Source organism: Acidobacteriota bacterium, assembly GCA_009691245.1.
Classification (GTDB): Bacteria; Acidobacteriota; Terriglobia; order 2-12-FULL-54-10; family 2-12-FULL-54-10; genus SHUM01.
In genome coordinates, this window is the sequence record SHUM01000018.1 from 16,336 (window position 1) to 29,255 (window position 12,920).

Genomic DNA, 12,920 nt, shown 5'->3' on the forward strand with positions numbered 1-12,920 from the left:
ATCGAAATTGCAGGTTAGGACAAATCCACCGTGCCTTTGCTATCGCCCAGCGTGTCAATGGGCGTGCCCACCACATTGAGCAAGGTGCGATGCAGATTGGCAAACGGAGTATTCTTGGCAACCGAGATGTGTCTGCCGTGATTCTTCAGCTTGCCGGATCCGCCGCCCACCACCAGCGTGGGCAAGGCCTGCTGCGTATGCAGATCGCCATCGCCCATGCCGCTGCCGTAGACAATCACGGAATGATCGAGCAGGGAGCCATCGCCATCCGGCGTCGAGCGCAGCCGCTCCAGCCCATAGGCAAACAGGCCCGCCTGGTGCGCGTTGATCTGGGCAGTCAGCTCCATGCGCTCCTGCAAGCCCCGGTTGTGGGAAAGCGAGTGGTGCGACTCATTGATGCCAATCTGCGGATAGGTCAGGTCGCTCTTCTCACGCGCCAGCATGAAGGTTACGACGCGCGTCAAGTCGGTCTGCCAGGCCAGCGCCCATAGATCGAACATTAGCTTTGCGTGATCATCGTAGGCCGGAATGCCGACGGGGCGATCCATGCGCGGCATCTCCTTCACGGTCGATTGCTCCGCCATCTGAATGCGGCGCTCGATGTCGCGGATGGCATCGAGATACTGCGTGAGCTTCAACTGATCGTTGGGGCCAAGATCGCCCAGCAAACGGTTCACATCGCGTGAAACGGAATCGAGCAGGCTGCGATTCTCCTGAATGCGCGCCAGTGCGCTGGCCGGGTCCGTGGTGTCGCCGTCGCCGAATAGCCGCTCGAAGACCGCGCGCGGCTGATGCTCCACCGGCAGGGGCGTGGTGGGAGTTTTCCAGGCAATAGTGTTGACATACGCGGCGGCATAGCCGGAGATCGCGCCCACCAGCTCGGCGGCGTTCTCAATCCCCAGCTCGAGCGAAGCCAGTTGCGTCTGCTTGCCGAACTCGCGCGCCGCCACCTGATCCACGGAGATGCCGGTCTGCACGTCATGGTCGGACTTCTTGGGATCGACGCCGGTCAGCCACATGGCCGTGGCTCGCGGATGTCCGCCGCCCATGCCTTCAATGATGGGGCCACCATCGAGGCCGCTGACCACCGTGAACTGGTCCTTGAAGGCTGCGAGCTTCTTGAGGACTGACGGCATCTCGGTAATGGCCCCGACTTTGGACGGCGTCCACTGGTCCATCATGATCCCGTTCGGGACATAAACGTAGGCCAGCCGCGTTACCGGTTTGCCCGCCGTGTCCAGCGTCCCGGCAAAGGCAGGCACCATCGCGTCCATCACCGGCAGCGCCAATGTGGCGCCCAGCCCGCGCAGGAATGTTCTCCTCGGAATGGCTTTCTTGAAAATCATCATGACTCTCGTGCCCTCCTCATTTGAAACGGCGCACTCTTCACAATTCCCAAAATGATCCGCGACCAGCGGTAGTCGTTGGCCGCCGCATCGCGCACGATCTGGCGCACAACGGAGAAGTCATAGGACTCAAGACCCCGGCCCAGCGCGTAGGTCAGCATCTTCTCCGTGGCGGTGGTAGCCAGTTGATCGGGACGATCCAGCAACACCTTGCGCAGGTCGGCCAAGCCCGCGATTTTATAGCCGTCCGGCATGACTCCCACAGTATCAATCGGCATGCCCGCATCGGTGGTTCTTGAGCCGCCGATGCCATTGAATTTTTCCAGCGCGAACCCAATCGGGTCCATCAGCTTGTGGCAACCCGCGCAGGCTGGATTGGCGCGATGCTGCTCCATCTGCTGCCGCATGCTCATCAATTTCCCGGACTCGTTCTTCTCTTTCAATCCGGGCACGGCGGCAGGCGGCTCCGGCGGCGGTGTGCCGATCAAATTTTCCAATACCCATTTGCCGCGCACCACGGGCGAAGTACGATTCGAGATGGATGTAACAGTGAGGAAGCTGCCCTGCCCCAGCAAGCCGCGGCGGTCGTCGTTGGCCCCCGGGAAGGCAAGTGATATGCGGCGGAACCGGCTACCCACCACGCCGGGAATGCCGTAATGCTCGGCGAGCCGCTGATTGACAAAGGTGTAGTCGGCGCGCAGCAGGTCCAGCAGCGAGCGGTCCTCGCGCAACAAGCTGGCGAAGAACATCTCGGTCTCCACGCGAAACGCCTCGCGCAGATTCTCGTCAAAATCGGGGTAGACGTCCTTCGATGGATCCACCGTCTTCAGGTTGCGCAGGTAAAGCCACTGGCCACCGAAATTCTGTACCAGTGAGTTGGAGCGACTGTCCGCCAACATGCGCCGAATCTGTTGATCCAGCGCCTGCGGCTCGCGCAGCTTGCCGGTCTCAGCGATGGAAAGAAGTTCCTCGTCGGGGATGCTGGACCACAGGAAGAATGATAATCGCGAAGCCAGTTCGAGATCGGTGATGTTGTACGGCTTGCCGGGCTTAGCGTCGAACGGGTCGCGCTCGATGCGAAACAGAAATTCCGGAGAGATGAGCAGACGGCGGACGCCCAGCTCGATTCCCGCCTCAAACCGGTCGCGACTGTTTGCGGCGGAGTCCTTCTGGCTGGACGGCTTGCTGGCCTGGCGGTACAAGCCCATCAGCTCGTCCGTGTCAACGGTCGTCAGCGGTCTGCGGAAGGCAAGCCGGCCCAGCTTGGTTAATATCTGCTGCGCACAAACCTCCTCTTCTACTTCCTGCCCCGGTACTTCCTGCCCCGATCTGCATGAAAATATTTTTGCGCGGCTCGGCGTATCCCCCGGACCCTTCGCTTCCACCGGCCCTGTAATGGTCACATTGGCGACCGCCATGGTTGGTTCATCGCGAATGTTTTCCCGCGCTGCGAATTCGTAGGGGAAAGTAACGCCCAGGGCATGCATTCCCGCTTTTACCGGAACCCGGAATTCGAGCGGCGTGTCCGCGTTTCGCTCATACTCGGATTGAATGGCGTCGGGAGAAATCGTATCCTGTGCGCCAATGCCGTCGGCCAGACCTTTATGCTCACCACCAACCGTAAACAGCTTCAGCCGCGCGCCGTCCAGGCGCACATCCAGTGGATGCGGCTCGGCGATGCCGCGCACCTGAAGCGTCTCGGTGCGCTGCAGCCTGATTTTGATGAGGTAGTCGCCATCGAGCGGAAAGTAGTGCCGGACGGCCATCCCGCCACGCGAGCCGAATGGCAGGTCTTCGCTGACGCGATCATCTTGCTTGTAATATTCAGAGACCTTGTAGGCGCCCACTTCGGAGTTGATGCCGGGATTGCCCACGGCTAGACGGCTGATACGGCGCGCCGCGGAAAGATATTTCTCCATCAACAGCGGCGAGACGGTGAGCACATCGGCGATATTGTCGAAGCTGCCTCCGGCGTCATCCGCAGGCAGCAGGGAGTCATCCAGAATCTCCAGCGCCAGCAGGTCACGGATGGTGTTGATGTACTCGGCGCGGTTCAGCCGATGAGCCGCCGAGCGGCGTCCAGGGTTGGGCGCTGCGGCTGCGCTCTGATCCAAAGCAGTCTCCAAGTAGCGCGCCAGTTCATCCCGGTCAGCGGGAGCGGGCTGCGGAACGCCCTGCGGCGGCATCTGCCCCGCTCGCAACTTTCTGATTACTTTTTCCCAAATTGCCGGGTCCGCGCCCGGCATTCCCAAGTCCGCCTGGTCCAACATCAATTGCGCTGTCTTCAATTTTTCGTTGTGGCAGGTTACGCAGTAGCGGCTAACAAACACCCTGTGAATATCTGGAGAAATATTCGCGGTAGGGGGCTCGGTGCCCTGGGCCAATGTGTCGAGGGGAGACACCACCAACGAGAGGAATACTACGAGGATGCGTAGCGCCAACATCATAAAGGTTCTGACCATCCCTCGCACCGCTTCACTCCGACCACTGGAAGCGGACTCAATCCCTTATTCGTGATTGAGTTATACCCCGGCGTGGGGTAGATGTCAAGCGGATTAAAATGGCCAAAAACAGCTATTGTTAACGGCCCGGTGTTCACCCGCGAAACTACCTAGAAGTTTGTTCCAGCGGTCCCGTACCTCCTTTTGCCATCCACATAAGTTGCCAGCGGGCGGATCGCGGGGATTACGTCTTCCGGGACGGTCAGCAGGTCGGCGGAAAGTATCAAGAAATCGGCCAGCTTGCCGGCTTCGATCGATCCCTTGATCGTTTCCTCGAAGGTCATGTAAGCGTTGTTGATGGTAGCCATCCGCAAGGCTTCCTCCCTGGTTACCTTCTGATTAATGCCCATGGGCCCATAGCCATGGGCGTGCCGCGAGACGTAGAAGTACATTGTCTGAAATGGATTGTTGTCAGGACCCGGCCAGTCGCTGCCGCTGGAGACGATCAATCCATGATCCAGCCATTCGCGGACCGGGACGGCGCGCTCGGCGCGAGCCTTTCCCCAGCGCTCCACCATTCCCGCGGCGCCTTCGTTCGGCTGGATCTGCGCCGAGATGAGTACGCCCAGTTTTTTCATGCGCTCCATCTGATCGGGGTGCGACAGCAGGGCGTGCTCCACGATCCAGCGCTTGTCCCGGATCGGAGCTTCCCGGTCCGCGGCCTCGTAGAAGTCCAGCACCAGGTCCAGCGCCTTGTCTCCATCGACGTGCGGGGAAGGGCGCCAGCCGTGGCGATTGGCGATCAAAATCGCCTCGCCGTATTTGCCCATGTCCACGTTGGGAGCGCCGACGTTCCCTGGCTGGTTCGCCAGTGGCTCACGCAGCATCGTGCCGGGATTGAATTCGGCGATGCCATCCAGGCGCAGCCAGTGGTCGCCGAACCCCGTGCCCACGCCCCAGGGCGCCAGCATTTTCTCCACATCTGGGGCATCGTCGGGATTCACTTCCAAACCCATACTCACTCGCTGAATCAGTTTGCCTTCGCGCCATAACTCATAGTAGGCCCGCATGGCATCGGGAGTGAGTTGTAAGTCACGAACACTAGTGAGTCCCAAGGCAATTTGCTTCCGCTGTATGGCGGAGATTAGTGACTTCTTTTCATCCATAGTGAGTGTGCTAACCGCAGATGTCGGACCAATCACTGAGTACGGTGAGCCTTGCAGCGTTCCCAAAGGCTCGCCCGTAGCATCCCTGGGGATCGCAGCGCGGCCCAGCGTCTGCGTATTGCGAGTCACTCCCAGCTTGCTGAAGGCGGCGGTATTCAGGTAGGCCAGCCCGCGAGCCTGGTAAACCACGACTGGATTGTTGGGCGCGGACTGATCCAGTTCCACTCGCGTCGGAGGCCTTTTCTCCGCCAACTCATTCGGAGTCCAACCCACCTGGCCATAGATTACGCTGCCTGCGGGCACTGATTTAGCGGCCTCCGCGATGCGGCTCTGCATCTCGGCAATCGACCGCACACCCGCCAGCGAGATGCCCCGCTGCATGACTAGCCCGGCGTGATACTGGTGGTTGTGATTGTCCATCAAGCCGGGAATGACTGTATGGCCTTTCAGGTCTGTCTGCAGTGTCCCAGCCTGGGCCAGTGCCCGCATCGCCGCGTTGTCGCCGACCGCAAGGAACCGTCCATCCCGCACCGCGAACGCCTGCTGAATGCTGAAGCCGGCACCGACAGTAACTACTTTGCCGTTATAAAATATTTGGTCCGGAGCCTGCGCAAGTGACTGATTGCCACTAACAACGACTAGCATCGCCGCAACAAATGCCCATGACACAATAGGTTTAATGCAGGCCTTCGCCATAAGTCACCGCCACTCACTCGCTTCGTTTGGCATTAGAATTCCAGGCTCGGTCAACGACAGTCCTTTCAGCGATTCCATCCGGACGGGGTGTTTTCCCCGCGCGTGGAGTGGGAGCAGGATAGGACAATCCTTGGATGAGACTTTTCAAGTCAGCTGGCGGGGGGCAGTCGATGGAGATTTGCCGGCCGGAGCGCGGATGCGTGAACTCAAGGTGCGCGGCGTGCAGCGCGACGCGTTCAATACGCCGTTCTGCGGATTCTTCGGCGCGATACTTCCGGTCGCCAATCACCGGGTGGCCGGTCGCTGCAAATTGCGCGCGTATCTGATTCTGCAAACCGGTAACCAGCGATACACGCACCAGCGTTGCTCCGCGCAAGACCTTCTCCACGGAATAGTTCAGTTCAGCCCGCGCTGCTCCAGGGTCATTCTCATTGCACAGTTCCTGGTGCATTCCCTGGCGACGGAAGTAATGCACCAGAGTGCCAGACTTATCTTCCAGATGCCCACGAATAACGCCCAGATATACCCGCACCGGCGTATGCTCCAGAAACTGCCTCACCAGCCCATCGCGATCACGCTCCGTCTTAGCAAACAGCAGTACCCCCGACGTGAACCGATCAATGCGATGTACGGTGTAGGCGCGCTGTTTTTTCCGCCCCAGCTGCGTGGTTAGCAGAGACCAAGCCGAAATCTTCTTGGGTCCCGGCACGGCGGCGGGCACCGCAAGCAATCCCGCCGGTTTATCGAGAGCGACCACGGCATCGTCTTCATAGAGCACGCCAACGTCCTGCGAAGAAGGTCGTGGCCGACGGGTATTAGTTGGCACGTTGCTTCATATTCCCCTCTGGCCTCTCCGGCCCAGGTTCCTATCTTCTGATATTCGGTGATATTCGGTAATATCCGGCAGATCCCGGAACGCGCCATCCACATCCAGGCCGTAACCAATCAAGAATGGATCGCCAGAGAGTTGAATTCCCGTGAAAACTTTCTGGGCTTGATCGTTCGCTGCGACGGCGGCTTTGCCACTCTTCTCGATCAGCACCGCCAGCCACACCTGGTTCGTCTTCTCCCGGACGTGGCCCCGGACATGGCCACGAACTTCGCGGACGATCTTCGCAATGGTCCGCCCCGTATCGTAAATAGTGTCCGCCACCAACACGGGACTTCCTCCAAAAGACCCTCCCAAAGACCCGCGCAACGAAGAGGGCAGTGCCGCCGTGGCCGTCGCGCCTTTCTTGGTGCCAACGTAGGAGCGCGCCTGCAGGAAGACAATTCGCGTGGGCGTGCGCATGGCTCGCACCAGATCGGCGGAAAAAATGAATGCTCCGTCCATCACGCACACAACCATCAATTCGGTCACCGAATTCTTCCGGCACGCACGGTCGATCTGCCGCGCGAGCCTTTGCACAGTAGTCTGAATTCGATGTTGCTAAATGAGCGGTCGCATCAATGTCTTCCCATGGCCTCTCCCGAAACGAATGATACCACTATCGCGTTCGGGTGATGGCGAACCGTGAAAATGGTGAGCACTGGATGGGGCTGGAGATATTCAAAAGGAGCGTGGTCGAGACGATTGGGCCGGCCCTGAATTGCCTACTGCGGCGCCTTGCATCACAACGGTGGGACGAGCGGAGCTAAAAATTGGCGGCGCGGGCAGCGGGATGGCGAACATCCACGCCTTCAATCACAAACACCACATCTTCGGCGATGTTGGTGGCGTGGTCGGCGATGCGCTCCAGATCGCGCGCCACGAACATCATGTCCACGCACTGGCGCACCGCAGACGGATCACTCTGCATGTAATCGATCAGTTCGTCGTAGATCACGTTGCGGACCTTGTCCACGGCATCGTCGGAGGCGAGCACGGTGCGCGCCATCTCCACGTCGGCGCGCACAAACGCGTCGAGCGCCGTGCGCACCATGTTCTCGGTGAGGCTGGCCATGTGCGGGATGTCGATGGCGGGTTTCACCAGCTTCTGTTTCATCAGCGACTGTGCGCGCTTGGCAATATTCTCCGCCAGATCGCCCATGCGCTCGAGGTCGGTATTGATCTTCATCGCCGCCGTGATCAGCCGCAGGTCGGCCGCCACGGGGGCTTCCAGCGCCAGCAGCCGCGTGGCCATCTCGTCGATCTCCAGCTCCATGCGATTGATGCGGATTTCATTGCTATGCACCTGCGCGGCCTGCTCGGCATCCTGCGCCACAAGCGCCTGAACGCTGTGATACACGCTGGACTCCACCAGCCCGCTCATCTCCAACAGACGTCTTCTGAGCTCGCTCAACTCGCCAGCCAAATGCCGCATCGCATGCACCCCTGCCCCTGATTGTGCAATTCAAATCGTATTCCCGCAAGACATCCGAGCCAATAATTTGATCGGCCCTGTTGCCAATTTGAATACCGCCCCCACAAAACCATCGTGGCTCAGCATTCGGTCAGGCGGTTTTCGTGGAGAGGGAAACAAGATTCCGGACACACCCCCATAATCCTCATATCGGAGGCTGGGCGCTAAACTTTACAGGGAAGTAAATATAATTCCAGGAAGGGGTCTATGAGATATCGCGGGGGCGTTTTACGCCGCTGGCCAGGCCCAAAGTTTCCAGTGTGCGGATGAGGTACCAGCCCATGTCCACCTGCCACCAGCGCTGGCCGAAGCGCGCCGAGCCGGCGGCGGAGTGGTGATTGCGATGCCAGTTCTCGCCCCATCCGCCCAGCATGGGAGGTCCGAGCCACCAGACGTTCTTGCTGCTGTCGCCGGAGTCGTAGTCGCCGAGGTGCATGACGCTGTTGACGAAGCACTGCATGTGCAGCGAGTAGGTCAGCCGGATCGCGCCCAGCCAGAAGAACCAGACCCAGCCGAAGGCCAGTCCGAAGACAATGGAGATGAGGACGATGGGCGTCTGCACGCGCGCCCAGAAGTTGAGGTTCTTCTGGTCCAGTTCCGCGCACCAGTTCTTCGTATCCATCGGCTCAAGCTGGTAGAGCCAGCGCAGGTGCGCCCACCAGAATCCGCCGTGCTCGGGGCTGGAGATGTCCTCCGCCGTATCGGACTTGGCGTGATGCAGGCGATGATAGGCAACCCAACTTCCGGGCGCGCCGGAGCCATTGAACATGGCCAGAAAAATTAGAATCTGCTCAACCCACTTGTTCAGTGTGACGGTCTTGTGCGAGAGCGAACGGTGGTAACACACGGTGGTGCCCAGCGCTCCGAGGGCCACGAACATGGCCGCTCCGGCCACCACGTGCCAACCGGGCAGCGGAAACAAAATGAGTCCCACTACCGCAAGCAAGTGAATGATGACCAGGAACGAAAACGCTCCCGCCTGCCCGCGGGCAGGTTTCCAGATAGGCTGTTCCCAGGGTTTTAACTCCTGGACGGCAGACTTGTTCATGGGGACTCCAAAATGAGGAATCGATTGAAAAATTGCAGATTGAGTTGGGATTCGGCGCGGGTCTGACTAGTATTCGTGAGGCCCGCGCCCGAAATCAATTAGAGGCTGATAACGTTGGCGGCCTGGAGGCCCTTAGGTCCGGTGGTTACTTCAAATTCAACGGCCTGTCCTTCGTTCAACGTCTTGTACCCTTCCGACTGAATCGCCGAAAAATGCACGAAGATGTCTTCGCCGGACTGGCGCTGGATGAAACCATAACCTTTGCTTGCGTTAAACCACTTCACGGTGCCTTGTTCTTTCACAGATGTTCCTCAATACTTTCTCTTAAAGCTATTTATTGCCTTTCAACTGCATCGAACTTGACGTCCTACTACAGAAGCCTTCGAAAGCATTTGCTTCCAACAGACTCCGGAAAACCCGGTACTGCAAGAGCAACAAACGCACGATCACTATACCACGAATCAACCTGTCAACGTAAAATCTGTCAACTAAAATGGATTTTGGGCCGTATCCCACGGAGACGCTCTGCCGGCTGGTTTGATCCGAGCCAGCCCAGCACGCCAGGCACCGCGGAGTGGGATCGCTCCCTGGAATCACCCGGCAACCCCCAGCGGATCACTGAATTGATATTGTAACGGGGTTGGATGCACGGTCGTCTACGGTCACCACCAGGTTGACTTTGCCCCGACCAGCAAGCGAGCGCGGAACGATCAGGTTGAACTGGTCCAATCCGGAGTAGGTTCCTTGGTCGCCCGCAAAGGCTACGGTGGCAGACACACCTCCGATTGTCGCAGTCACGTTGTTGCCATTCCCTCTGCCGCTGCCAAAGATCGTTAGGTAGACTTCATCGCTGGGTGGCCCCAGGTTGACTGCCACGGACTCGTATTCACCGCCCGCCGCGCGCACGATTGGCTCGGTGCTGGATTGGCCATTGGACTGGCCATTGCTGAGGCGATTTACGTAGCCGGCCGCCAGGCCGCTCCCGACTTGAAACAGGTTCGGATAGACGCTGGTGATATTCAGATTTCCGCTCACCGCTCCGGCGTCGGATACGAGGCGGACTGTCGCGTAACCGCTCGAAAATCCAAGCGGCAGGCGGTAGTTGATCTGGCTGGGCGAGACGTAGGAGATCACGGCGGGCAGCGTGATCCCCGCAGCGTCGGTGATGGAGAGGGTTGTGCCGCCGAGAGTGGTGGGCCAGTTCGCCGCGGGGGCGATCGCGGTCGATGTCGCCAGCGTTGAGCCAAATAGTGCGTAGGCCGTAAGGAGCGCCCCCGGCGCAACCGGTCCGCGCTCCTGTGAGGCCGATGAGACATGCACCGACGTAGGGCTCACCAATCCCCCGCCCACGTCTGTTCCGCGCGCGTTGCTGTAGCTGGAACCGTCGGCGGGATTAAAGATGGCCACGCCGTTCACCCATACGCCGCGCGCGCCCAATCCACTACTGGACTTCACGCTCGCCTCGGCGGGAGTGCGTGGGATGGCAAACTGATAGGCCTGCGCGCTGGGATAGTTGCTGAAATTTCCGCCGCCCTGCAGGGCGTCAAACCACGGTCCCATCGGGTGACTCGCCAGCCCCTCCGCGTTGATATACACCATGGAGTCCGAGTAGCGAATACGCTGCACGTCGGCCTTTACCGGCGAACTGGCGCCGCCGCTGGTGCGCGCGCCGGGCACCGGCGCGAACGGCCATGTGTTTTGCGGGCCCGCGGCGGGATTGAATCCGCTGATTACGCGCGCGTCCTGGCCTGCGTTTTGCGTCTCCCAGGAGCGCAACTGCGGGATCGTTGACGGCTCGGTGTTGAGGAACTCACTCAGGCCGCCGGGCAGAGTGCGCGCTTGTCCGCCGGTTAGCGCGCCGAAATACTGCATGTTCAAAATATTCGGGAAGGCGGGACCGCCGGTATCCGAGATGGTTACGAAATAGGCGTAGGTTCCGTTGGGATATTCCGGCGTGATGGTGAAGCGCCCATTGTAAACATCCAGGTCGCCCTGCCCGTCAACTTGGCCCTCAACATGTTCATAGTCCTCAATGTAACGGCCCAAAGGAAACTGCGCGTTCACCGGCGGGCCGTACTGATTCGGCGCGAGGTTTTGCGGTACGCCGGGATGAAACGTCAGCGCCCACGTGGGAAGCAATGTGCGCTCGGTCATCTGGCGCAGACGAAAACCCGAGCGGATGCGGCGCACAGCGCTTGCCGGATTCAGCGGGTTGGAGTAGCCGTACGGTCCGTAGATTGGATAGCCATCGAATGACCAGCCGAGGATCGGCGAGTGCACCCATGGCGCGGACTTTTCACGAAAGATAGTGCCGGTACGCGCGGTGTACGCGGCCTCGATATTGTCATTCAACTGTAGGCGCAGGCATTGCGGGCTGGCGTGATTGTGATACATGCCAGTGCCGGGTTGGTGCGCATTGCAGGTGTCGGTCGTCTGCGCTTCGCCGAACACGGCCTCGCGCTGCCAGATGCCATCGCCCGATGCGCCGGGAGGTGGCGGTAGCTGTGCGAGTGCATGGGCAGTGATCAGGATGAAACTCAGTAGTCTCTTCATATGCGGTCGGCTTGGCCTCTGGGATGGGCGCGCAGAATCTGCAACAATTCGTCAGCCTCGTTGGGATATTCGGTGATGCGGTCGCGCTGCTCCGTGGGGTCGTCAATGATTCGGAAGAGTAAGCGATTGGTGTTCCGGCCCATGACTTGCTCCACAAACTTGAAGTCCCCGCGAAATACACACGTGTTGGTTCCGCTGCCCAGTATGACCGGGCCGCGCTCGACGGTTGCACCCTCGCGCAGATTGCGCCACATGCTCACGCCGTCCAGCTCCACTCCGCCGGTATCGAAACCGATCACCTCGGCCAGCGTCGGCAGCCAATCAAGCAGCGAGATGAATTCCTGATGCACTGCGCCGGCGAGAAGAATGCCCGGCCAGGAGACGATCGCGGGCACGCGAACGCCGCCTTCAAACGCGCTGCCTTTCTGGCCGCGCAACGGCGTGTTGCTGCCGCCGCCGCTCTGCTGCCCGCCATTGTCGCTGGCCCAGATGATCAGCGTGTTTTCCGCGATGCCCTCTTCCTTGAGCGCGGCCAGGACGCGCCCGATGCCGGCGTCCATGCTCTCGATCATGGCCAGAATGGTCCGCCGTTCGGGATCCTCAATATGCGCGTAGCGGGCCAGATACTCTTCCTGCGCCTCCAGCGGAATGTGCGGCGCGTTGACGGAGAGATCGAGAAAGAAAGGCCGCTCCCTATCGCGCCCGCGGATGTAGCGAATCGCCGCCGCAGCCAGCAGGTCGGTGGTGTAACCATCTTCCTCCAGCAACTGCCCGTTGAGATACCAGTCCAGCCGGTTGCCGATGCGATGCGTGAAGTAGCCTGTCTCTCCGCCCATGTAGCCGTAGTGGGTGTCGAATCCGCGCTTGTGCGGGAAGTACTCCGGCGCGATGGCACCAAGATGCCACTTGCCGATCAGAGCCGTCTGATAGCCCGCTGCGCTCAACATCTGCGGTAGCAACCGTTCCTTGATCGGCAACGCTTCGCTCATCGGTATCGGCGCGGGCACGCCGATACGGAACGCCGAGCGGCCCGTCAGCAGCGCCGCACGCGTCGGACTGCGCGTCGACATCGAGCGGTATTGCTCCAGCCGCACTCCGCTGGCGGCGAGGGCATCGAGATTAGGCGTCTTCACCTCCGCATTGCGATAGCCGATGTCGTTCCATCCGAGGTCGTCGGAAAGAATCAAGAGCACGTTGGGGGGCGGCGCGGCCTGAACTGCGCGGGCCAGCCGGGCGGAGATCATGGCTCCCAGGGATGCGGCGAGAAAGCCTCGACGTGTTACGGCATGAACGTTCATCAAGTGAGTCATACTTTCATCTAACCCTCA

The 12,920-nt window shown here is 60.0% G+C and carries 10 protein-coding genes; all 10 read right to left on the reverse strand.

Annotation, left to right across the window (positions count from 1 at the left end):
- Positions 1-14: 14 nt before the first annotated feature.
- The 10 genes from EXQ56_06180 to EXQ56_06225 all read right to left on the reverse strand — a co-directional run bounded on the left by EXQ56_06180 (position 15) and on the right by EXQ56_06225 (position 12,902).
- Positions 15-1,349: a DUF1552 domain-containing protein gene (locus EXQ56_06180; GenBank protein MSO20042.1), complete on the reverse strand. Its 1,335-nt coding sequence runs from the start codon at positions 1,347-1,349 to the stop codon at positions 15-17.
- Entirely contained in the window at positions 1,346-3,817 is a 2,472-nt protein-coding gene (locus EXQ56_06185; GenBank protein MSO20043.1) for a DUF1592 domain-containing protein, read from the reverse strand. The genes EXQ56_06180 and EXQ56_06185 overlap by 4 nt, the downstream gene beginning before the upstream one ends.
- A 140-nt stretch (positions 3,818-3,957) precedes the next feature.
- Positions 3,958-5,649, reverse strand: a complete 1,692-nt coding sequence (locus EXQ56_06190; protein ID MSO20044.1) for an amidohydrolase — start codon at positions 5,647-5,649, stop codon at positions 3,958-3,960.
- Between the two features lie 13 nt (positions 5,650-5,662).
- On the reverse strand, positions 5,663-6,475 hold the full coding sequence (locus tag EXQ56_06195; GenBank protein ID MSO20045.1) for an RluA family pseudouridine synthase: 813 nt from the start codon (positions 6,473-6,475) through the stop codon (positions 5,663-5,665).
- A gap of 6 nt (positions 6,476-6,481) precedes the next feature.
- Positions 6,482-7,069, reverse strand: a complete 588-nt coding sequence (locus tag EXQ56_06200) for a hypothetical protein (protein MSO20046.1) — start codon at positions 7,067-7,069, stop codon at positions 6,482-6,484.
- 214 nt (positions 7,070-7,283) lie between these two features.
- Positions 7,284-7,952: a phosphate signaling complex protein PhoU gene (gene phoU / locus EXQ56_06205; GenBank protein MSO20047.1), complete on the reverse strand. Its 669-nt coding sequence runs from the start codon at positions 7,950-7,952 to the stop codon at positions 7,284-7,286.
- A 244-nt stretch (positions 7,953-8,196) separates the two neighbouring features.
- Positions 8,197-9,039, reverse strand: coding sequence for a hypothetical protein (locus EXQ56_06210; GenBank protein ID MSO20048.1), 843 nt, complete (start codon positions 9,037-9,039; stop codon positions 8,197-8,199).
- Positions 9,040-9,137: 98 nt separating this feature from the next.
- A complete protein-coding gene (locus tag EXQ56_06215; GenBank protein MSO20049.1) occupies positions 9,138-9,341 on the reverse strand; it encodes a cold-shock protein in 204 nt (67 codons plus the stop codon).
- A 313-nt stretch (positions 9,342-9,654) separates the two neighbouring features.
- The gene (locus EXQ56_06220) at positions 9,655-11,592 is read right to left on the reverse strand and encodes a YHYH protein (GenBank protein MSO20050.1); all 1,938 of its coding nucleotides are present in this window, start codon (positions 11,590-11,592) and stop codon (positions 9,655-9,657) included.
- Positions 11,589-12,902: an arylsulfatase gene (locus EXQ56_06225; GenBank protein MSO20051.1), complete on the reverse strand. Its 1,314-nt coding sequence runs from the start codon at positions 12,900-12,902 to the stop codon at positions 11,589-11,591. The genes EXQ56_06220 and EXQ56_06225 overlap by 4 nt, the downstream gene beginning before the upstream one ends.
- Positions 12,903-12,920 lie beyond the last annotated feature (18 nt).

What these genes read in the sequence shown, in the direction of transcription:
- EXQ56_06180 (MSO20042.1), bottom strand. Translation starts at nt 1,349, where the DNA reads ATGATGATTTTCAAGAAAGCCATTCCGAGGAGAACATTCCTGCGCGGG.
- EXQ56_06190 (MSO20044.1), bottom strand. Translation starts at nt 5,649, where the DNA reads ATGGCGAAGGCCTGCATTAAACCTATTGTGTCATGGGCATTTGTTGCG.
- phoU (MSO20047.1), bottom strand. Translation starts at nt 7,952, where the DNA reads ATGCGGCATTTGGCTGGCGAGTTGAGCGAGCTCAGAAGACGTCTGTTG.
- EXQ56_06210 (MSO20048.1), bottom strand. Translation starts at nt 9,039, where the DNA reads ATGAACAAGTCTGCCGTCCAGGAGTTAAAACCCTGGGAACAGCCTATC.
- EXQ56_06220 (MSO20050.1), bottom strand. Translation starts at nt 11,592, where the DNA reads ATGAAGAGACTACTGAGTTTCATCCTGATCACTGCCCATGCACTCGCA.
- EXQ56_06225 (MSO20051.1), bottom strand. Translation starts at nt 12,902, where the DNA reads ATGACTCACTTGATGAACGTTCATGCCGTAACACGTCGAGGCTTTCTC.